The sequence below is a fragment of the Pseudosulfitobacter koreensis genome (assembly GCF_024733015.1).
GTDB lineage: Bacteria > Pseudomonadota > Alphaproteobacteria > Rhodobacterales > Rhodobacteraceae > Pseudosulfitobacter > Pseudosulfitobacter koreensis.
The window spans coordinates 92565-113774 of sequence record NZ_JANKJG010000009.1 but is presented as its reverse complement, the minus strand read 5'-3'; the positions used below and the strand labels follow the sequence as shown (position 1 = coordinate 113774).

At 62.1% G+C, this 21210-nt stretch carries 22 protein-coding genes and 1 pseudogene; 11 read left to right on the top strand and 12 right to left on the bottom strand.

What is annotated here, in order from left to right:
- The first annotated feature begins 7 nt into the window (after window positions 1–7).
- Both NTA49_RS12830 and deoD read left to right on the top strand, forming a co-directional pair.
- Window positions 8–334, top strand: coding sequence for an H-NS histone family protein (locus NTA49_RS12830; RefSeq protein WP_258295190.1), 327 nt, complete (start codon window positions 8–10; stop codon window positions 332–334).
- A 246-nt stretch (window positions 335–580) separates the two neighbouring features.
- The gene (gene deoD / locus NTA49_RS12825; RefSeq protein ID WP_258295189.1) at window positions 581–1285 is read left to right on the top strand and encodes a purine-nucleoside phosphorylase; all 705 of its coding nucleotides are present in this window, start codon (window positions 581–583) and stop codon (window positions 1283–1285) included.
- 15 nt (window positions 1286–1300) lie between these two features.
- On the opposite strand, the gene NTA49_RS12820 is transcribed toward deoD, so the two are convergent.
- The 11 genes from NTA49_RS12820 to NTA49_RS12770 all read right to left on the bottom strand — a co-directional run bounded on the left by NTA49_RS12820 (window position 1301) and on the right by NTA49_RS12770 (window position 9468).
- Window positions 1301–2146, bottom strand: a complete 846-nt coding sequence (locus NTA49_RS12820; protein WP_258295188.1) for an urea carboxylase-associated family protein — start codon at window positions 2144–2146, stop codon at window positions 1301–1303.
- A 57-nt stretch (window positions 2147–2203) separates the two neighbouring features.
- A complete protein-coding gene (locus NTA49_RS12815; protein WP_261368297.1) occupies window positions 2204–2983 on the bottom strand; it encodes a succinate dehydrogenase iron-sulfur subunit in 780 nt (259 codons plus the stop codon).
- 12 nt (window positions 2984–2995) lie between these two features.
- Window positions 2996–3322 (bottom strand): hypothetical protein, encoded by a 327-nt coding sequence (locus NTA49_RS12810; RefSeq protein WP_258295187.1) that lies wholly within the window; start codon window positions 3320–3322, stop codon window positions 2996–2998.
- Window positions 3319–3975 (bottom strand): FkbM family methyltransferase, encoded by a 657-nt coding sequence (locus tag NTA49_RS12805; RefSeq protein WP_258295186.1) that lies wholly within the window; start codon window positions 3973–3975, stop codon window positions 3319–3321. The genes NTA49_RS12810 and NTA49_RS12805 overlap by 4 nt, the downstream gene beginning before the upstream one ends.
- A gap of 42 nt (window positions 3976–4017) precedes the next feature.
- Window positions 4018–5823, bottom strand: a complete 1806-nt coding sequence (sdhA, locus tag NTA49_RS12800) for a succinate dehydrogenase flavoprotein subunit (RefSeq protein WP_258295185.1) — start codon at window positions 5821–5823, stop codon at window positions 4018–4020.
- 24 nt (window positions 5824–5847) lie between these two features.
- Window positions 5848–6219 carry a succinate dehydrogenase, hydrophobic membrane anchor protein gene (gene sdhD, locus NTA49_RS12795; RefSeq protein WP_258295184.1) on the bottom strand — a complete coding sequence of 124 codons (372 nt, stop codon included), beginning with the start codon at window positions 6217–6219 and terminating at the stop codon, window positions 5848–5850.
- Between the two features lie 11 nt (window positions 6220–6230).
- The gene (gene sdhC, locus NTA49_RS12790; RefSeq protein ID WP_258295183.1) at window positions 6231–6614 is read right to left on the bottom strand and encodes a succinate dehydrogenase, cytochrome b556 subunit; all 384 of its coding nucleotides are present in this window, start codon (window positions 6612–6614) and stop codon (window positions 6231–6233) included.
- A 207-nt stretch (window positions 6615–6821) separates the two neighbouring features.
- On the bottom strand, window positions 6822–7853 hold the full coding sequence (locus NTA49_RS12785; protein WP_258295182.1) for a MaoC family dehydratase: 1032 nt from the start codon (window positions 7851–7853) through the stop codon (window positions 6822–6824).
- Complete coding sequence (locus tag NTA49_RS12780) at window positions 7850–8053, bottom strand: DUF1737 domain-containing protein (RefSeq protein ID WP_258295181.1); 204 nt, start codon at window positions 8051–8053, stop codon at window positions 7850–7852. The genes NTA49_RS12785 and NTA49_RS12780 overlap by 4 nt, the downstream gene beginning before the upstream one ends.
- 10 nt (window positions 8054–8063) lie before the next feature.
- Window positions 8064–8609, bottom strand: coding sequence for an NnrU family protein (locus NTA49_RS12775; protein WP_258295180.1), 546 nt, complete (start codon window positions 8607–8609; stop codon window positions 8064–8066).
- 1 nt (window position 8610) lies between these two features.
- On the bottom strand, window positions 8611–9468 hold the full coding sequence (locus NTA49_RS12770; RefSeq protein ID WP_258295179.1) for an HpcH/HpaI aldolase/citrate lyase family protein: 858 nt from the start codon (window positions 9466–9468) through the stop codon (window positions 8611–8613).
- Window positions 9469–9787: 319 nt separating this feature from the next.
- On the opposite strand from NTA49_RS12770, the gene NTA49_RS12765 reads away from it, so the two are divergent.
- Entirely contained in the window at window positions 9788–10123 is a 336-nt protein-coding gene (locus tag NTA49_RS12765; RefSeq protein WP_258295178.1) for a hypothetical protein, read from the top strand.
- Window positions 10124–10186: 63 nt separating this feature from the next.
- Here NTA49_RS12765 and NTA49_RS17225 read toward each other — a convergent pair.
- Window positions 10187–10937: pseudogene (locus tag NTA49_RS17225) on the bottom strand (sulfite exporter TauE/SafE family protein).
- Window positions 10938–11097: 160 nt separating this feature from the next.
- Here NTA49_RS17225 and mdh point away from each other — a divergent pair.
- The 8 genes from mdh to odhB all read left to right on the top strand — a co-directional run bounded on the left by mdh (window position 11098) and on the right by odhB (window position 21130).
- Complete coding sequence (gene mdh, locus NTA49_RS12750) at window positions 11098–12060, top strand: malate dehydrogenase (protein WP_258295176.1); 963 nt, start codon at window positions 11098–11100, stop codon at window positions 12058–12060.
- 124 nt (window positions 12061–12184) lie between these two features.
- Window positions 12185–12943: an adenylate/guanylate cyclase domain-containing protein gene (locus tag NTA49_RS12745; protein ID WP_258295175.1), complete on the top strand. Its 759-nt coding sequence runs from the start codon at window positions 12185–12187 to the stop codon at window positions 12941–12943.
- A 217-nt stretch (window positions 12944–13160) separates the two neighbouring features.
- Window positions 13161–14354, top strand: a complete 1194-nt coding sequence (gene sucC / locus NTA49_RS12740) for an ADP-forming succinate--CoA ligase subunit beta (protein ID WP_258295174.1) — start codon at window positions 13161–13163, stop codon at window positions 14352–14354.
- 155 nt (window positions 14355–14509) lie between these two features.
- A complete protein-coding gene (locus NTA49_RS12735) occupies window positions 14510–15028 on the top strand; it encodes a hypothetical protein (RefSeq protein ID WP_258295173.1) in 519 nt (172 codons plus the stop codon).
- A gap of 186 nt (window positions 15029–15214) precedes the next feature.
- Window positions 15215–16102 carry a succinate--CoA ligase subunit alpha gene (gene sucD / locus NTA49_RS12730; protein WP_258295172.1) on the top strand — a complete coding sequence of 296 codons (888 nt, stop codon included), beginning with the start codon at window positions 15215–15217 and terminating at the stop codon, window positions 16100–16102.
- A 2-nt stretch (window positions 16103–16104) separates the two neighbouring features.
- Window positions 16105–16620, top strand: a complete 516-nt coding sequence (locus NTA49_RS12725) for a DUF805 domain-containing protein (protein WP_258295171.1) — start codon at window positions 16105–16107, stop codon at window positions 16618–16620.
- Entirely contained in the window at window positions 16620–19589 is a 2970-nt protein-coding gene (locus tag NTA49_RS12720; RefSeq protein WP_258295170.1) for a 2-oxoglutarate dehydrogenase E1 component, read from the top strand. The genes NTA49_RS12725 and NTA49_RS12720 overlap by 1 nt, the downstream gene beginning before the upstream one ends.
- A complete protein-coding gene (odhB, locus tag NTA49_RS12710) occupies window positions 19586–21130 on the top strand; it encodes a 2-oxoglutarate dehydrogenase complex dihydrolipoyllysine-residue succinyltransferase (protein WP_261368296.1) in 1545 nt (514 codons plus the stop codon). Before NTA49_RS12720 ends, odhB begins: the two co-directional genes overlap by 4 nt.
- Window positions 21131–21210: the final 80 nt, after the last annotated feature.

The following is a 21210-nucleotide window of genomic DNA, read 5'->3' as shown; positions in this document are numbered from 1 at the left end:
CACCTAAATGAATATTGATCTTAACACCATGTCGCACAAAGAGCTGGAAAAGCTTCTTGCCGATGTGAAAGCCGCGATCAAGAACGCACAGACGCGAGATCGCCGCGAAGCACGCAAAGCGGCCGAAAAAGCAGCGGCCGAGTATGGTTTCTCTCTGGACGAATTGTCCGGCGGTGCCGGTGCAAAAGCTTCGGGAAAGGCAAAACGCCCCTCCGAGCCGAAATTTGCAAACCCAGAAAACCCAAGCCAGACCTGGACCGGCAAAGGCCGTCAGCCAAAATGGTATGTCGAGGCAATCTCCGCGGGTAAATCGCCTGACGATCTGGAAATCTGATCCGGACGCAATGCGACAGGTCAGACGGTAAAAGCATCGTTTTTTATCGTTTCGCATGTATTTGTATTTACGACAGTGCAGTGCGATGCACCGTCTTGACTTACTCTCACGGTCCCCCCCTTGGCGGGGGAGCCCGTAGTCGGAACCTGACGTCAGCCGCGTGCATCAACACGCACTCCTGACTTGTCCTCTTGCCGCCCGGTCTTCATGAAGGCAATCTGACCCAGATACTATCAGGAGACTGAAATGACCGTCCACATCGGAGCCAAACCCGACCAGATCGCGCAAACCGTGCTGATGCCCGGCGACCCCTATCGCGCCAGATGGGCGGCAGAGACTTTTCTGGAGGGGGCGGAACTGGTCAACGAGGTGCGCGGGATGCTGGGCTTTACCGGGACATGGAAAGGCAACCGCGTCACAATCCAAGGGTCCGGCATGGGTATGCCGTCACTGTCGATCTATGCCAACGAGCTGATCCGCGACTATGACGCGCAAACGCTGATCCGCATCGGCTCTTGTGGCGGGATGCAACCCCATGTGGGCATCCGCGACGTGATCGTGGCAATGACCGCCAGCACCATCACCTCGCCTTCTTCGGGTATCTTCCGCGAAATGAACTACGCCCCCTGCGCCGACTATGGCCTGCTGGCGGCAGCTGTCCGCGCAGCCGAGGCGCGCGGGACCAAGACCCACGTTGGCGGGATCTATTCGTCGGATGTGTTCTATGCCGAACGGCCCGATCTGGACGAACAGATGGTGCGCCACGGCATTCTGGGCGTCGAGATGGAGGCGGCGGAACTCTATACGCTGGCCGCGCGTCACAAGCGCCGCGCGCTGGCGGTTCTGACGGTCAGCGACCATTTGCAGACCGGCGAGGCGCTGCCCGCAGAAGACCGCGAGAAAAGCTTTGGCGACATGGTGGAAATCGCGCTGGAGGCCGCATTCGCCTGACCAACCTGCCGCTGTCTAGCGCCCGTGCGTCCGGTCATAGCCGTTCAGCGCGGGCGCCTGCCAGCCCTGCAGCGCGTCCTGCCGGGGCTTGAACACCTCGATCAACAGCGGATGGCACTCGGCCACATCGCTGGAATGCACGACAGAGCAATCGCCGCCCGGACAGGCGCTGAGTGCGCCCAACAGGTCGATTTCCGCGAAAAAGTCGATGTGATCGCCGGGGCGCACAGGGCTTGCCTTCATGAAATACTGACCCGTATCTCGGGTGAACCCGGTGCACATGAAGACGTTCAGCACATCATGTACATAATCTTCGGCTTTTTGTACAGAAACGCCCAGATGGTCCGCCAGCGCACGGCTCAGGTTGGAATGACAGCAATGGTGGTACTGCCCTCCCGCCAGCAGGTTGTGCGTATAGGGATCGCAGCGGGTGCCGATCACGTCATGGACCGATCCTCCAAAGCTGTCTATGCCGTACCAGTCCAGCGTGTCGTGGATCACGGTCGCCATCGGGCGCAGCGCGGGGATGCTGGACCACATGCGGTCGCCCGTCGTGATATGCGTCCCGTGCAGCGCGCGGGTCTTGCCGGAATAAAACCGCTCGGACAGATTGTCGGCGTTCCAAAGGTTCAGATCGCCGACCTGCGGGCCCTCGACCGACGAAATGCGAAAGATGTGGCCTGCGGGCACGGAAAACGTCGCCGCGTCGCGGGGTGGCACGGTGACCTCGTCCATTTTCACCATGCCCTCACGTGCCGCTGCATAGCGCGCCATATCGGGCTGCGGCAGGGTTTCGACCGGATAACAGATCACCGGCGCGATGGCGCGGCGGGCATCGGCATCTTTTGGGGGGTTGGGCATGTTGCTTGCCTCAAGGTTGGCGGCGCGCCCCGTAACGGAGCGCGCCACACAAAGTAATCAGACCGAGCGTTCGACCATCATCTGCTTGATACCCGAAATCGCCGCCGCAGGGTTCAGACCCTTGGGGCAGGTCTTTGCGCAGTTCATGATCGTGTGGCAGCGGTAGAGTTTGAACGGATCTTCAAGATCGTCCAGACGCTCGCCCGTCGCCTCGTCCCGGCTGTCGATGATCCAGCGGTAGGCGTGCAGCAACGCTGCTGGCCCAAGGTAGCGATCGCCGTTCCACCAATAGCTGGGGCAGGCCGTCGAGCAGCAGGCGCACATCACGCATTCATAAAGACCATCCAGCTTTTCACGGTCCTCGACCGACTGCTTCCACTCTTTCGCAGGGCGGTTGGTCTTGGTTTCCAGCCAGGGCATGACCGACGCGTGCTGGGCGTAAAAGTGGGTCAGGTCGGGGATCAGATCCTTGACCACCGGCATGTGCGGCAGCGGATAAATCTTCACGTCGCCCTTCACCTCGTCCATGCCGTAGATGCAGGCCAGCGTGTTGATGCCGTCGATGTTCATCGCGCACGACCCGCAAATACCCTCGCGGCACGAGCGGCGGAAGGTCAGCGTGGGGTCGATCTCGTTCTTGATCTTGATCAGCGCGTCCAGGATCATCGGGCCGCAGGCGTCGAGGTCCAGCCAATAGGTGTCGACCTGCGGGTTTTTCCCGTCATCGGGGTTCCAGCGGTAAATCTGGAACTTGCGCAGGTTGGTGGCTCCCTCGGGTTTGGGCCATGTCTTGCCGGTCTTGATCCGGCTGTTCTTGGGAAGCGTCAGTTGAACCATCTGGTGTCTCCTTTACGCGGTCAGGGCTGCAAGGCCCGCCTTGGTGATACATGATTGGGTTTCGGGCCGTTCGAGCACACCTCGAACCAGCACGGCGGTGGTTTCGCGCACGCCGATCACGGCATCCTTGGCGAACTCACCGATTTCACGGGCCGACGCATTGTCGATGATGCAGTCGGTAAAGGGGGTCACGGCGGCCTGCGGCACCATCGGGAAACGGGTCACGATGGTTTCGGCCACGGCGGCCTTGGCGGACTTGCGTGCCACGCCGTCGACGGCTTGGGTCGTCTCGGCGCAGGCAGCAAGGCCCAGCAGCGACAGGATCAACAGCGCCCTCATGCGTCCCACCGCGTGAACATCACGTCCATGTGGCGCGGCTGCGCACGTTTGCCGGGGCCGTCGGCCACCGCCAAAACGTCGCGCAGTTCCAGCCCTGCATCCGCCAGCAGGGCAATCGCGGCGGAAGGGGGTGCTGTCTTGGTAAACCGTTCAGTCACGCTCAGCTCCAATATGACAAACTCACAGCGTTTCAGGGTCTCGGGCCCGCCCGCCAGAACGGCGGTCTCGAACCCTTCGGTGTCGATTTTCAGCCCGACCTGGCCATCGTAGGCCCCCGCAACATCGTCCAGCCGTTTGACTGGCACGTCGTAGGTGTCGACCTTGTTGAAGGTCTGGGCCAGATTCTCCGTCCGCTCCATCAACGAGGCCATGGCCCCGCCCTTGCCCGGTTTGGTCTCGGGCACGTTCAGCGTCGCGATGCCGGCCTCGGCGCCAAGGGCCACGGCATGAAAGTCGAAGTCGTCCAACTGCCCCGAGGCGCGTACCGTTTCGCCGCAACCGGGCTGCGGGTCGATCAGCACAAAGCGCGCATCGGCAAAGGATTTGTACAGCCACGGGGTGCCGTCATGCACCCCGACATCAAACACGACGTCGGGGGAAAATCCGTATCCTTTCAGATAGAACGCACGCGTCTTGATGGGATGGACAGCCAACCCCTCGGACTTGAGCGTACGCCGGATTTCACCAAGCATGATTCAGAACGTCCGCTTTTTCGGTGCGATCTTCTTGGGGTCGATCCCGCCGTCGTTGTGGCTGGTCAGGGGTTGCTGATGCACACCGCGATACCCCAGCGACGCCGCGTTGCCCTTGAACCAGACCAGGCTGTGCTTGCGCCAGTTCTCGTCGTCGCGCTCGGGGTAATCCTCGTGGGCATGGGCACCACGGCTTTCTTTGCGCGCCGCCGCGGCAGTGATCGTGGCCACCGCGTTCGGGATCAGGTTGGCCAGTTCCAGCGTTTCCATCAGATCCGAGTTCCACACGAGGCTGCGGTCGGTGACCTGAATGTCGGACCACTTGCCCGCAATGTCATCCATCGCGACCTTGCCTGCCTGCAACGTCTTGTCTTCACGGAAGACAGCGGCGTCTTTTTGCATGGTCTGCTGCATTTCCATGCGCAGATCGGCGGTGGGCGTGTGGCCCTTGGCATAGCGGGTGTTGTCGAACCGATCGAGAGCGGCCTGAACCGACGCGGGGTTCGGAGTGGGCACGGCGCTGTCTCGGTCCACGATCTTGCCCGCGCGAATGGCGGCGGCACGGCCAAAGACCACAAGGTCGATCAACGAGTTCGAGCCGAGGCGGTTGGCCCCGTGCACCGACGCGCAGCCCGCTTCGCCCACGGCCATCAGACCGGGTGCGACGCGATCAGGCTGGTCATCGGTGGGTGCCAGAACTTCGCCCCAATAGTTCGTGGGAATACCGCCCATGTTATAGTGCACGGTCGGGATCACCGGGATCGGTTCCTTGTTCAGGTTCACACCGGCGAAAACGCGCGCGCTTTCCGAGATACCCGGCAGGCGCAGTTTCAGCGTTTCGGGTGGCAGGTGCGACAGGTTCAGGTGGATGTGGTCACCGTTCTTGCCGACGCCACGTCCCTCGCGGATTTCCATCGTCATGCAGCGGCTGACGTAGTCGCGCGGGGCCAGATCCTTGTACTGGGGCGCATAGCGCTCCATGAAACGCTCGCCTTCGGAGTTGGTCAGATAGCCGCCCTCGCCGCGTGCGCCCTCGGTGATCAGACAGCCTGCGCCGTAGATGCCGGTGGGGTGGAACTGCACGAATTCCATGTCCTGCAGGGGCAGACCCGCGCGTGCAGTCATACCGCCACCATCACCGGTGCAGGTGTGCGCGCTGGTCGCGCTGAAATAGGCACGGCCATAACCGCCTGTCGCCAGAACGACCATCTTCGAGCTGAACAGGTGCAGCGTGCCGTCGTCCAGCTTCCAGCAGAGCACGCCCTGGCAGACGCCGTCGTCGGACATGATCAGGTCGATGGCGAAATATTCGATGAAGAACTCGGCCTTTTCCTTGACCGACTGACCATAGAGCGTGTGCAGGATCGCGTGACCTGTCCGGTCGGCGGCTGCGCACGTGCGCTGCACGGCGGGGCCTTCGCCGAACTCGGTTGTGTGACCGCCGAACGGACGCTGGTAGATCTTGCCCTCTTCGGTGCGCGAGAACGGAACGCCGTAGTGCTCAAGCTCGTAGACCGCCTTGGGCGCTTCGCGGGCAAGGTATTCCATCGCGTCCGTGTCGCCCAGCCAATCCGACCCCTTGACGGTGTCGTACATGTGCCACTGCCAGTTGTCGGGGCCCATGTTGGACAGCGACGCAGCGATGCCGCCCTGTGCCGCAACGGTGTGCGACCGTGTCGGGAACACCTTGGTCACGCAAGCGGTGCGCAGGCCCTGTTCGGCCATGCCCAGCGTCGCGCGCAGACCGGCACCGCCGGCCCCGACCACGACCACGTCGTATTCGTGTGTTTCATATTCATATGCAGCCATTGAAATGTCTCCTCTGACTGGCGCTTAAAGTGCGATGCTGGCGATGGCGAAAATGCCGGTCGCAGCTATGGCGTAGCTGACGCAGATCATCACCACGATCGAGATTTTCTCGGCGGTACCGTGAACATAGTCTTCGATCAGCACCTGAACGCCGTCCTTGAAATGCTTCATCGTGACGGCAAAGGTCAGTGCGGCCACGATTGCCGGGAACGGCCTGCTGAAGTAGGCCAGCACGTCAAGGTGCGGCTCGCCCAGCATCGGGCCGAAGGTGAACACGAACAGCGGGATCAGGATAAGCAGCCCGAAAGAGCTGACCTTCATCGCCCAGTGGTGGGCGGTGCCGGATTTGGCCGACCCCATGCCCGTGGCGCGCTTGCGGTCTGTAAGATAACGCATCGGTTGCTCCCTCAGATGATGATGACGGTCAGGATGGTCAGCACGACCGATCCGCCGATGACGGTCCAGCCGAGTTTCTCGGCGGTCTTGATCTCAAGCCCGATGCCGTTGTCCCAGATCAGGTGCCGCATCCCGGCCAACGTGTGATACCAAAGCCCCCAAAGCGACAGCGTCATCACCAGATCGCCGAACCAGCTTGTCAGAAACCCGTCTGCCGTTGCGAAGGCTTCGGGCGATGTGGCCGCGGCGATGAACCACCATGTGATCAGAAATGCAGTGACCAGCAGCGCATTGCCCGTGATCCGTGTCAGGATCGAGGTCATTGATGTCAGCTGTGGGCGGTAGATGGACAAATGTGGTGAGAGCGGGCGGTTGCCCCGGTTCACGTCGGCCATGACGACTCCTTTGGCTTGGTGCTTGTACACTTACTAAACCGTTTTACGGTACTGTCACGTGGATGCAGAGCTTTGTTACCATTATCAGGGGTGGTTTTTTGGCGCACCGGGGCGATTTCGTACGTTTGTGATCACACTATTGAAGACTGTGATCACAGATTTAAACATGACTGTTTTTATAGGGATTAGCCCAGTCCCGCCAACCGGTCAAAGCGGAACCAGCGCCCAATAGTCCAGATCCAGCAGAACCTCGGGAAGGTATTTACCGTCTTCGCCGCGCAACCTGAACGGATCACCACCCTTGGTCGCCACCAGCCGCAGCCGCAGCGCGCCGACGCCAGGGGCGCTGGTCTTAGCCTTGTCCAGAACCTCGGACCAGGCGCGGATCGTGTCGCCCGCCAGGCACGGATTGGCATGCGCCCCGCCGTTCAGCCCCACGACCATCTGCGCATTAGCAAGGCCGTTGAACGACAGCGCCCGCGCCATCGAAATCACGTGCCCGCCATAGATCAGGCGGCTGCCATCGGGCCGCGCCGACGTGTCGAAATGCACCTTGGCCGTGTTCTGCCAGAGGCGCGTGGCCATCATGTGTTCGGCCTCTTCGACCGTCACGCCATCGACGTGGTCGATCTGCTCGCCTACCTCGTAATCGCCTAAACGGTGCGGCTCGCCTGCCTGTGTGAAATTGTAGCCAGTGAAATCCAGCCCCTTGGGAATGACCAGCGTGCCGGGGTCCACGACTGTCGACAGCTCAGGCACCACAGTTTCGGGCGCGGGCGCATCCAGATCCGATTTGCGCACCATGACCCAGCGCACGTACTCCAGCACCTCCTCGTCATGCTGGTTCAGCCCCGTGGTGCGCACATAGACCACACCGGTTTTGCCGTTCGAGTTCTGCTTGAGCCCGATCACCTCGGACCGCGCGCGCAGGGTATCGCCCGGCCAGACGGGCATTTTCCAGCGCCCCTCGGCATAGCCCAGATTGGCCACGGCGTTCAGCGACACGTCCGGCACGGTTTTGCCAAAGACGATGTGAAAGGCGATCATGTCGTCGAGCGGCGAGAACGGCAGACCGCAGCCTTGCGCGAACTGGTCCGACGAATACAGCGCATGCCGCGTCGGGTAGAGCATGTGATAAAGCGCCCGTTCGCCCATCTTGACCGTGCGCGGCACCGCGTGGTCGATCACCTGCCCCAGCGTATAGTCTTCAAAGAAACGGCCCGGATTGGTCTTCATCATTGCGCCCCCAGCTTGGTGTCGGGGGTGTAGGTGCCGGGCGCCTCTTTCACCACGGCCTGACCGCAGCGCATGACGCCTGCGGCGTGGTCCCATGTCTGTGTCGGGGTGCCGTACAGTTCCCACCCCTTGTTCAGCGCATCCGTCACCTTGTGGCAGAATGCCGAAGTGTCATCTTCGGACAAAAAACGATATAGTTTCATTGTGTTACCTCTACCCGAACGGGTTATAGCCAAGCCAGGCGTGGATCGCGCCGATCACGACCAGCAGAACCAGCGCCGCACCCAGGAACATCCCGTCCTTGGCGATGCTGCCCTTGGGCGGCGGCGTCCAGTTCGGCTCGGCGCGGTTGATCACCACCATCTCGGCCAGCGACCAGACCAGCAGTCCGCCGAACAGCACGAAAGACGGCACATCGCCATTGACCAGCAGGTGTGCCGCAGCCCAAAGCGCGAAACCCGTCAGCATCGGGTGGCGCAAACTGTAGAAAAGCGCGCCCTTTCTTGGGCCGGGGCTGACAAAATAAAGCGCCGCGATCATCATCAGGTTGTTGATGCCGGTGGTGGCGGGGTGACGCCCCCAGAAAAACGCGCCATCGGCGGCCCGGTAGCCGATAACCATCAGAACAATCGACAGGGCCACCGCGACAGTGACCGCACCGCGCCCGGCGTTGCCCATTGCGGCACGCGGCGCAGGCAGCGCGCGTTTAAAGAAATGGGCCGCAACCCAAAGCAGAACCCCAAGGATCAGCAGCGTCATGTCATTCGTCCTGTGCCATCGCGGCAATGGCCTCGGCCTGCGCGATCAGTTTGCGTGCGGTATCCACGTGCAGGTTCTCAACGATCTTGCCGTCCACCACGGCGACACCTTGCCCCGACGCCGCAACTTCGTCAAAGGCTGCGATCTGTCGGCGGGCGGTGTCGATCTCGGTCTCGGACGGGGAAAAGGCGGTGTTGGTCACGGCAACCTGCGCGGGGTGGATCAGCGTCTTGCCGTCAAACCCCATGTCACGTCCCTGCGCGCATTCCACCTCCAGCCCCTCGTCGTCCTTGAACGCATTATAGACGCCATCAATGATCGCCAGCCCATGCGCCTTGGCGGCCAGCAGGCACAGACCCAGCCCGGCTTGGAGTGGGAGACGGTCGGGGCGCGCGCGGGTGTTCAGTTCCTTGGCCAGATCGTTGGTGCCCATCACCAGCGCTTGCAGGTTGGGATGCGCCGCGATGGCCGCGGCATTGAGCATGCCCATCGGCGTCTCCATCATCGCCCACAGCGGTGTGTCGCCGGTGAGGGCAGCCAGTGCGTCCAGATCGGCGGGGCTGGACACTTTGGGCAACAGGATCGCATCGGCCCCCATCTCGGCTGCGGCGCGCGCATCGTCGATGCCCCAGGGGGTGTCCAGCGCGTTGATGCGCACGATCCGCATCCGGGGGCCATATCCGCCCTGCGACAGCGCCTCTGCCAAAATGCCGCGCGCGCTGGTCTTTTCTTCGGTGGTGACCGCGTCTTCGAGGTCGAAGATGATCGCATCGACGGGCAGCCCACGTGCCTTGTCGAGGGCACGGGGTTTGGATGCGGGAATGTAGAGAACGGAGCGCAACGGACGGTCGAGAGCCATAAGCCTGCCTTTCGGGTCGGGTAATATTGTTGCGCTCAAGGGGGCATTTTTTGCCGAAAGGTTCAAGGGGAAACGCGCCGCGATGCAGCAAATCTCAAATTTTCGACAGCTTCGCACGCAGCGTTAACCCTAATTTACGCTTCTGGATGCAGGTTGTTCTGGTCCGACATTTCCGGGAGGGCCGTTTCGGCAGGCCGCCGAACCTTTGCGGAAGGGATGTCGGGACGACACATGAACCGGGGCCGCCCGGTCATCGCCGGGCGACCGGATCAGGCCAGATGACTGCGGGTGACGCCTTTTTGACCAAAGGCTGAACAACATGACACGCAAAAGCAAATTTCTGCATCTTGCCGCGCTGACGGTGGCGGCTGCGATCTATCTGGCTGCCGCCGGGCACGCGGCGGCACAGGCCAACACCCGAAACTGCGGCCCGCGCGCCTTGGTGGTGGACCGTCTGGCCACGACCTATGGCGAGACACGGCAGTCGATGGGCCTCGGCACCGGCAATCAGGTGATCGAGGTCTTCGCCTCGTCCGAGACCGGCACCTGGACCATCACCGTGACCACGCCGGCGGGCATGACCTGCCTTGTGGCGTCCGGTCAGGCGTTCGAGGAACTGGCGGAGGCCTTGCCTGCACCGGGCAATGACGCCTGATCGCGTAGCAACACGAATGGCGGCCCCGGTGGCCGTCTTTTTTCCACGTTGAGGTGCAGGGTTTCAGGTCAGACCGTCCCAGATCAGCTTGGTCCCGGTCACCACCAGCAAAGTATACGTCAGCGCAAAGAACACGCGTTCCGGCACCAGCCTGTGCGCCTTGACGCCCAGCCACGCGCCCGCCAGCGCAAAGGGGGCAAGCGTCAGATTGGCCAGCCCTGTCTCAAGCGTGAACATCCCAAGGAATGCGTAAGGGATGAACTTGGCCACGTTTATCACCCAAAAGAGCAACACCGTGCTGGCCTGAAATTCGGTCTTCGTCATGTTGCGCGACAACAGATAGACTGCCGCCGGAGGGCCGCCCGCATGGCTGACGAAACTGGTGAACCCGGCCACCAGTCCCGCCACCCGCGCCCTGCCCCAGCGGCGCAGACGCAACCCGTATCCAGCCCTGCCCGCGACCCACCTGCCAGCCGACGAAGGCCAGTGAGATCGCGCCGATCAAAAGGCGAAACACATCCGCATTCGCCACCTGATAGAGCACCGCGCCCAGCACCACACCGGGCAGCGCGCCAAAGATCAGCAACCGCGTCTCGGGCCAGCGCCATTTTCCCCAGTAGGGCCCCAAGGTCGCCACGTCGATCAGCATCAGCATCGGCAGCATCACCCCTAGCGCCAGCCCAGGCTCGACCACCAGCGCCAGAATCGACGCCGCGGCAAAGGCCGCACCCGAGCCGAAACCGCCCTTGGATATGCCTGCGAACAGCACCGCGGGCCCTGCTATGGCAAAGAATGCCCAATCCAGTTCCAGCACGTTAACTCCTTGGAAACCTTTGCCTTGCACAAAAGGTTAGCGCGTAACATTGCAGACCGCCAGCGGCTGCTTGTCGGCTTGCCGCGCCGCAGCAGCCTTGCACGCCGCGCGGATAAGGACTAGGCAATCGGCAAATTCACAGCAACCCTGGAGACTACTCATGGCCAGACCCAAAATTGCGCTGATCGGCGCAGGGCAAATCGGCGGGACGCTTGCGCATCTCGCAGCCATCAAGGAATTGGGCGACATCGTCCTGTTCGACATTTCCGAAGGCACGCCCGAAGGCAAAGCGCTGGACATCGCGGAATCCGGCCCCTCGGAAGGCTTCGATGCCAAGATGAGCGGCACCCAGTCCTATGAGGACATTGCAGGCGCGGACGTGTGCATCGTCACCGCCGGCGTGCCCCGCAAGCCGGGCATGAGCCGCGATGACCTGCTGGGCATCAACCTCAAGGTCATGAAATCCGTGGGCGAAGGCATCCGCGACCACGCACCGAACGCCTTTGTGATCTGCATCACCAACCCGCTGGACGCGATGGTCTGGGCGCTGCGCGAATTCTCGGGCCTGCCCCACGAAAAAGTCTGCGGCATGGCCGGCGTTCTCGACAGTGCGCGCTTCCGTCACTTCCTGGCCGAAGAGTTCCAGGTGTCAATGCGCGACGTTACGGCCTTTGTGCTGGGCGGCCACGGCGACACGATGGTGCCGCTGACACGGTATTCGACAGTGGCGGGCATCCCGCTGCCCGACATGGTCAAGATGGGCTGGACCACGCAGGAGAAACTGGACGCGATCGTTCAGCGCACCCGCGATGGCGGTGCCGAAATCGTTGGCCTGCTGAAAACCGGATCGGCCTTCTATGCGCCCGCGACCTCTGCCATCGAAATGGCCGAGGCGTTCCTGAAAGACCAGAAACGCGTGCTGCCTTGCGCCGCTTACGTAGACGGCGCCCTGGGCCTCAAGGGCATGTATGTCGGCGTGCCCACCGTGATCGGTGCCGGTGGCATCGAAAAGGTGCTCGACATCAAGATGACCAAGGACGAGCAGGCGATGTTCGACAGCTCGGTTTCGGCCGTCCAGGGACTGGTCGACGCATGCAAAGGTATCGACAGCTCGCTGGCCTAAGTCGGGGCGTGATGTGATGATCAAGTCCGGGCGCGTCTGACGTGTCCGGATTTTATGGACTGCCCCTGTCGCAAGGGCAGCCCGCCAACTTCGCCCCGCCCGCGGGGGGCTCAGGGGGGTCTACGTGTCCCAATTGCCTGACATCAAACGCAAGCTGACCACGATACTGTCAGCCGACGCCGCCAATTATTCGGGTCGCATGGCCCACAACGAAGTGGACACGGTGCAGGCCCTGCGCCGCGCGCGCCGGGTGATCGACGCCGCCATCCTCACCCGCGGCGGGCGCATTGCCAACACCTCTGGCGACGGGCTGATTGCCGAACTCCCCTCTGTCGTCGAAGGCGTGGCCGCCGCCGTCACGATCCAGCGTGAACTAAACGCCACCAAAGACGCCCTGCCGTTTCGCATCGGTTTGCATCTGGGCGATGTCATCGTCGAAGGCAACGACCTGCTGGGCGATGGTGTCAATCTGGCCGCAAGGCTGCAAGAGAACGCCTGCGTCGGCGGGATACTGGTGTCGCGTCAGGTCGTTGACCATGCGCGCGGCAGGCTAGATGCCGACTTTCGCCCGCTTGGCCCCTCCACCCCCAAAAACCTGGCGAGTGAGGTCGAGTTGTTCGGCGTTCTGGCCGAAGGGGTCAATGCACCCAACGATCTGGTCGCGGTCGCTCCGCGCGTTGATCGCGATGCACCCGCCCGCCCCAACAAGGACGCCCGCAGCCGGTTCCGCAAGTCGTGCCAGCGCGCAGGACTGGCCACAACCGTCTTGGTGATCATCGACCTGACGAATGGGGCCGGCCTTGGATGGCCCGCGCTGGCCGTCGCCGCGATCGGCGTGTCGCTGGCGTTCAAGTGGCGAAATCTTTCTGGCTCCCAAGGTTGAACATTCCGCCGCCACAGGGGAATCTGCGCCGACAGAGAGGAAAACCTGATGTCAGGCGTGCGTCCTTGATTTTTGTGATCACAGGAAAAATCGTGTGATCACAAATGCGCGAATTTCTGCGCAAAACCCCGCTTGCAGCAATTTTGCAGTTTACGCTGTCTTCATGCATGGTCGTATAGAGCCAAATTAAACCGCAGCTAATCAGGACCGCTTTGTCATGAACATCCACGAATACCAGGCCAAGGCCTTGCTTCGCTCTTATGGTGCCCCCGTTTCCGACGGGCGCGTCGTGCTGAAAGCCGAAGACGCCAAGAACGCAGCAGCCGAAATGGACGGCCCGCTGTGGGTGGTCAAGGCGCAGATCCACGCAGGTGGACGCGGCAAGGGGCACTTCAAGGAAGCCGACGCCGGTGAAAAAGGCGGTGTGCGCCTGACCAAATCGGTCGAAGAGGCCGCCGAGGAAGCCAAGAAGATGCTGGGCCGCACATTGGTCACGCACCAGACCGGCCCCGCAGGCAAACAGGTCAACCGCATCTACATCGAAGACGGCTCGGGCATCGAGACTGAACTTTACTTGGCCCTGCTGGTGGATCGTCAAACCAGCCGCGTCAGCTTTGTATGCTCGACCGAGGGCGGCATGGACATCGAGGAAGTCGCAGCCTCGACACCGGAAAAGATCCTGAGCTTTTCGGTCGATCCCGCGTCGGGCTATCAGGCATTCCACGGCCGCCGTATCGCGTTCGAGCTGGGCCTCGAAGGCAAGCAGGTCAAGCAATGCGTCGGCCTGATGGGTCTGCTCTACAAGGCGTTCCTGGAAAAAGACATGGAGATGCTGGAGATCAACCCGCTGATCGTCACCGACGGCGGCGACCTAAAGGTGCTGGATGCCAAGGTCAGCTTTGACGGCAACGCGATGTACAAGCACGCGGACATCAACGAGCTGCGCGACGAGACCGAGGAAGACCCCAAGGAACTCGCAGCCTCGAAATACGATCTGAACTATATCGCGCTGGATGGTGAAATCGGCTGCATGGTCAACGGTGCCGGCCTTGCGATGGCCACGATGGACATCATCAAGCTTTACGGGGCCGAGCCTGCCAACTTCCTCGACGTAGGCGGCGGCGCGACCAAGGAAAAAGTGACCGAAGCGTTCAAGATCATCACCTCCGACCCGCAGGTCAAGGGCATCCTGGTGAACATCTTCGGCGGTATCATGCGCTGCGATGTGATCGCCGAGGGCGTCGTGGCCGCAGTCAAGGAAGTGGGCCTGAAGGTGCCGCTGGTCGTCCGTCTGGAAGGCACAAACGTGCAACAGGGCAAGGACATCATCAACAACTCTGGCCTTGATGTGATCGCCGCCGAAGACCTCAAGGATGGCGCACAGAAGATCGTGCAAGCGGTCAAGGGCTGATTGACAGGCTTGCGGGGTGCGGTCCGTTTGGCACCGCATCCCGCAAGCCGTCTTTTGCCGAAACGGAGGTTCGATGTCATGCGCAAGCTTTTCGTCATTCCGGCTTTTGACCGGGCCCTCCTATGTTCCCATGCGCCCACTGGAGCGTTGAATTGATGCGCCGTCACTGCCCTGCTGCCCTTGCCGTCGCGCTGTCCTTCGGGACGGCCAGCGCGGTCATGGCCGACGGGCAGGCCGCGATGCAGGCGTTCAACGCCTATTGCTTTCAGGCCGGGCAGACATCAATGCAGGCCCGTGCCAACATGCAGGCGCTGGCAGGCACGCCGCTGCCGTTCACGCTGGTGTTCTGGGATGCCACGCTGGAAAAGGCCCCTGCCGATGCCCCCCGCGGCGTCGAGCGGCGGTGCGAAGTGTCGTGGCCCGGCGACCAGCCCCGGACCGCAATCGACGCGTTGCGCGCCCAAATGGCAACGCCGCCGGTCTTTGGCCAGCCAACCGCCCTGCCCGACACCCATGCGGCACAGGCAGGCACCGCATTGATAGAGGGGCGCGAACTGCTGCAAGGGCGCGTGGCCGTCGTGCACGTGGGCACACGGGCCCAAGGGGCAGCGACCCGCACCTTCATGGCTGTCGACCGCCTGCCGGTCTCGATTGCTCCGGGGGACAGCAAATGAGCGTCTCGCACAGCCTGATCCACGCGGTCACGCATACCCCGTTCAAGACGGCTGCGACCAACGGCGGCCCAGCCCGCAGGCCGCACGCACCTGCAACCTCAATCATCGGGCGCCGACCTCACAGGGTCGGGCGCCCGTTCTAGAAACATCGCAAACAACCGACAGATCGTAAGCAAGGAAACCAAAATGGCCGTTCTTATCGACGAAAACACCAAAGTCATCTGCCAGGGCCTGACCGGCTCGCAGGGGACATTCCACACCGAACAGGCCATCGCCTACGGCACTAAGATGGTCGGCGGCGTGACACCGGGCAAGGGCGGGCAGACCCATCTGGACCTGCCGGTCTTCAACTCGGTCCACGAAGCGATGCACGTCACCGAAGCCAACGCATCGGTGATCTACGTGCCGCCCCCCTTCGCAGCGGATTCGATTCTCGAGGCGATCGACGCGGGAATGCCGCTGATCGTGTGCATCACCGAAGGCATTCCGGTTCTGGACATGATGCGTGTCAAACGCGCGCTGGAAGGGTCCAAATCCCGCCTGATCGGCCCCAACTGCCCCGGTGTCATCACGCCGGACGCCTGCAAGATCGGCATCATGCCCGGCCACATCCACAAGCGCGGCTCGGTGGGTGTTGTTTCGCGCTCGGGCACGCTTACCTATGAGGCTGTGAAACAGACAACCGACATGGGCCTCGGCCAGTCTTCGGCCGTGGGCATCGGCGGCGACCCCGTCAAGGGCACCGAGCATATCGACGTGCTGGAAATGTTCCTGGCCGATCCAGAAACCCAGTCGATCATCATGATCGGTGAAATCGGCGGTTCCGCCGAAGAAGAAGCGGCGCAGTTCCTGGCCGACGAGCGCAAGAAGGGCCGCTGGAAACCCACTGCAGGCTTCATCGCGGGCCGCACTGCCCCTCCCGGACGCCGCATGGGCCACGCGGGCGCCATCGTCGCCGGTGGCAAAGGCGACGCGGAAAGCAAGATCAACGCGATGCGCGAAGCCGGGATCGTGGTGGCAGACAGCCCCGCGACACTGGGCGAAGCGGTCAAGGAAGCGATCGACAAGGGGTAATTGTGGAGGGCGCAAACAACATACCTTCCGGCATTTTAGCCGTGTTCCGCTTCAAGGGGCGCGTGGCCCGCAAGGCATATTGGCAGTTCCTGCCAATAGCCTTGCTGCCGCCTGTATTGTATGCGTCGCAAGTCGATTGGCTGGAGGTGCATCCTTGGCATGGGATGGCGAAACTTGCGGTACTGTTTGTCACCGCCCTTCCCCTTCTTCTGGCGACTTCTCGCCGTCTCAATGACGCGGGGTTCGACGGCGTACAGGCTTTTTACCCCTTCGCCCCCTTTGTGATCCTCTGGCTCGGCTATCAGGTCTTCCTGTGGGCCGGCTTGGCAATCGGCTTGGTGGGTGGCGGCCTTATCGCTCTGCTTTTGTGGTTCGTTGCCGCACTTATCCTGATCCCACTCCACCTCATTATGCTCTTCGTAACTTTGATGACGACAGCGACCGTTCTTGGCCAAACGCTCGTCGCATCCGAACCCGGCACCAACGCACACGGTCCCAACCTTCGTGAGGTACTTTAATGACCGACCACCCCGCCAACGACCAGTTCCACGCTTCGTCCTTCATGCAGGGGCATAACGCGGAATACCTTGAACAGATGTATGCCCGCTATGCCAACGACCCTAGCGCGGTGGACGAAGCCTGGCAGGCCTTTTTCAAGGCGATGGGCGACGAAGGCAGCAACGTCAAAGCCGAAGCCGCGGGCCCCAGCTGGGCGCGCGCCGACTGGCCGCCGATGCCGGGTGATGACCTGACTGCTGCGCTGACCGGTGAATGGGCGCCCGAGCCCGAGGTCAAAGGGGCTGGCGACAAGATCAAGGCCAAGGCCGCCGACAAGGGCGTCGAGTTGAGCGACGAGATGGTCAAACGCGCCGTGCTGGACAGCATCCGCGCGCTGATGATCATCCGCGCCTACCGCATCCGCGGGCACCTCGTCGCCGATCTTGATCCCTTGGGCATGCGCGACAAGGTTCCGCACCCCGAGCTGGACCCGAAATCCTACGGATTTACCGACGCCGACATGGATCGTCCGATCTTCATCGACAATGTGTTGGGCCTCGAAATCGCGACGATGCGCCAGATCATGGACATCGTAAACCGTACCTATTGTGGCACTTTTGCCCTGCAGTACATGCACATTTCCAATCCCGACGAATCCGCTTGGCTAAAAGAACGGATTGAGGGACTGGGCAAGGAAATCCAGTTCACCCGGGAAGGCCGCAAGGCGATCCTGAACAAGATGGTCGAGGCCGAAGGCTTCGAGAAGTTCCTGCACGTCAAATACATGGGCACAAAACGCTTCGGTCTGGACGGCGGCGAAAGCCTGATCCCCGCAATGGAACAGGTGATCAAGCGCGGCGGTGCCCTGGGCGTCAAGGAAATTGTAATCGGGATGCCGCACCGTGGCCGCCTGTCGGTTCTGGCCAACGTGATGCAGAAACCTTACCGCGCGATCTTCAACGAATTTCAGGGCGGCAGCTTCAAGCCCGAAGATGTCGACGGATCCGGCGATGTGAAATACCACCTTGGTGCCTCATCGGACCGTCAGTTCGACGACAATATGGTACACCTGTCGCTGACGGCCAACCCCTCGCACCTCGAGGCGGTGAACCCCGTCGTGCTGGGCAAGGTCCGCGCCAAGCAGGACCAATGGGGCGACCTTGAACGTACCAGCGTCATGCCGATCCTGCTGCACGGCGATGCGGCCTTTGCCGGACAGGGCGTTGTTGCCGAATGTTTCGCCCTGTCGGGCCTGCGCGGCCACCGGGCCGGCGGCACGATGCATATCGTGGTGAACAATCAGATCGGCTTTACCACGGCGCCGCACTTTTCGCGCTCGTCGCCCTATCCCACCGACAATGCGCTGGTGGTCGAGGCGCCGATCTTCCACGTCAACGGCGACGACCCCGAGGCCGTGGTGCACGCCGCCAAGGTGGCCACCGAGTTCCGCCAGAAGTTCCACAAGGACGTCGTGATCGACATCTTCTGCTACCGCCGTTTTGGTCACAACGAGGGCGACGAGCCCATGTTCACCAACCCGGTGATGTACAAGAAGATCAAGCAGCAAAAGACCACGCTGACGCTGTATACCGACCGTCTGGTCAAGGACGGCCTGATCCCCGAAGGCGAGATCGAGGACATGAAGGCGGCGTTCCAGGCCAAGATGAACGAAGAGTTCGAGGCCGGTAAGGAATACCGCCCCAACAAGGCCGACTGGCTGGACGGCAAGTGGTCTCATCTGGATAAGATGAAGCAAAAGCGCTATCAGCGCGGCAAGACGGCGATCAAGCCCGAGACGCTGGCTGATGTCGGCAAGGGGCTAACCACTGCCCCCGAGGGCGTGCCCCTGCACAAGACGGTCGAACGGCTGCTGGACGCCAAGAAAGCAATGTTCGAAAGCGGCATCGGTTTCGACTGGGCCACCGCCGAGGCAATCGCATTCGGCTCCCTGCTGACCGAAGGCTATCCTGTGCGCCTGTCCGGTCAGGACAGCACGCGCGGCACCTTCAGCCAGCGGCATTCGGCCCTGATCAACCAGGACAACGAGGACCGCTATTACCCGCTGAACAACATCCGCGAGGGTCAGGCGCACTACGAAGCCATCGACTCGATGCTGTCGGAATACGCGGTGCTAGGGTTTGAATACGGCTATTCACTGGCCGAACCCAACGCGCTGACCATCTGGGAGGCGCAGTTCGGCGACTTTGCCAACGGCGCGCAGATCATGTTCGACCAGTTCATCAGCTCGGGCGAAAGCAAATGGCTTCGGATGTCGGGCCTCACGGTCTTGCTGCCGCATGGCTTCGAGGGGCAAGGGCCCGAACACTCCAGCGCCCGTCTGGAGCGGTTTTTGCAGATGTGCGGACAGGACAACTGGATCGTGGCCAACTGCACCACGCCGGCCAACTATTTCCACATCCTGCGCCGCCAGATCCACCGCGACTTCCGCAAGCCGCTGATCCTGATGACGCCGAAATCGCTGCTGCGTCACAAGTTGGCAATCAGCAAGGCCGAGGAATTCACGACCGGATCGTCGTTCCACCGCGTGCTCTGGGACGATGCCGAGCATGGCAATTCCGAAACCACGCTGGCCGCCGATGACAAGATCAAGCGCGTGGTGATGTGTTCCGGCAAGGTTTACTATGACCTGCTGGAAGAGCGCGACGCGCGCGGCATCGACGACGTCTATCTGCTGCGGTTCGAGCAATACTATCCCTTCCCCGCGCAATCCGCGGTCAAGGAACTGGAGCGTTTCAAGGACGCCGAGATGATCTGGTGCCAGGAAGAGCCCAAGAACCAAGGCGCCTGGACCTTCATCGAGCCCAACATCGAATGGGTCCTGGGCCGGATCAAGGCCAAGCACACGCGCCCTGAATACGTTGGCCGCGCCACCTCGGCCTCGCCTGCGACGGGTCTGGCCAGCCAGCACAAAGCACAACAAGCCGCCCTCGTTGACGAGGCGCTGACCACCAAAGGATCGAAACAATGACCGATGTCCGCGTGCCCACCCTGGGCGAATCCGTGACCGAAGCCACCGTCGCCACGTGGTTCAAGAAACCCGGCGACGCAGTGGCCGTCGACGAAATGCTGTGCGAGCTGGAAACCGACAAGGTGACGGTCGAAGTGCCCAGCCCCGTCGCAGGAACGATGGGCGAGATCGTCGCTGCCGAGGGTGATACCGTGGGTGTCGACGCCCTGCTCGCAACCATCTCCGAAGGCGGCAAGGCCGAGGCAGACACGACCGGTGAGCAGGCTCCGAAGACCGACACCAAGCCCAAAGAAGAGAGCGCACCCGCCCCCGAAAAAACCTCGGGCGACAGCGCAGGCAGCGTCGATGTGATGGTGCCCACATTGGGCGAAAGCGTCACCGAGGCGACAGTCAGCACCTGGTTCAAGCAGGTCGGCGACACCGTCAGCCAGGACGAGATGCTGTGCGAGCTGGAAACCGACAAGGTCAGCGTCGAAGTGCCGGCGCCCGCAGGCGGCGTATTGTCCGAGATTACTGCCCCCGAGGGCACTACCGTCGATGCCTCCGCCAAACTGGGCGTGATCTCGGGCTCCGCCTCCGGCGAGCTTGAGCCGGCACCCGCCCCTGCGCAAAACGCAGATGCGGCAACGGCGACCGGCAAACCGGGCAAGGATGTCGAGGACGCACCATCGGCCAAAAAAGCCATGGCCGAGGCAGGCATCAGCCGCGATCAGGTCACCGGATCAGGCCGCGACGGGCGCATCATGAAGGACGACGTGGCCAAGGCCGTGGCTGCCGCAGGCAGCGCGCCCGCTCCGCAAGCCTCGTCCGCGCCGCGTGCACCCGTCTCTGCCGACGACGAGTCGCGCGAAGAGCGGGTGAAGATGACCCGCCTGCGCCAGACCATCGCGCGCCGTCTGAAAGACAGCCAGAACACCGCCGCGATGCTGACCACCTACAACGAGGTCGACATGACCGAGGTGATGGCGCTGCGCGACGAGTACAAGGACCTGTTCCTGAAGAAACACGGCGTGAAACTGGGCTTCATGTCCTTCTTCACCAAGGCCTGTGTGCACGCGCTGAAAGAAGTGCCCGAGGTCAACGCCGAGATCGACGGCACCGATGTGGTCTACAAGAACTTCGTCCACATGGGCATCGCCGCAGGCACGCCCACGGGTCTGGTGGTTCCGGTAATCCGGGATGCCGACGCAATGTCCTTTGCCGGGATCGAGAAGGCCATCGCCGAAAAAGGTGCCAAGGCGCGCGACGGCAAACTGTCTATGGCTGAAATGCAGGGCGGAACGTTCACCATCTCGAACGGTGGCGTCTATGGCTCGCTGATGTCCTCGCCGATCCTGAACCCGCCGCAATCGGGTATCCTGGGCATGCACAAGATCCAGGACCGCCCGATGGCGATCAAGGGTCAGGTGGTGATCCGCCCAATGATGTACCTGGCGCTCAGCTATGATCACCGCATCGTGGACGGCAAGGGCGCCGTGACCTTCCTGGTGCGCGTCAAGGAAGCGCTGGAAGATCCCCGCCGGTTGCTGATGGATCTGTAAAGACCATGAAACCACAGGCCAGCGCCCTGCATCTAACGCAAGGCGCTGGTCGGCAATGCCGACGCATCTGCCTTTCAGGA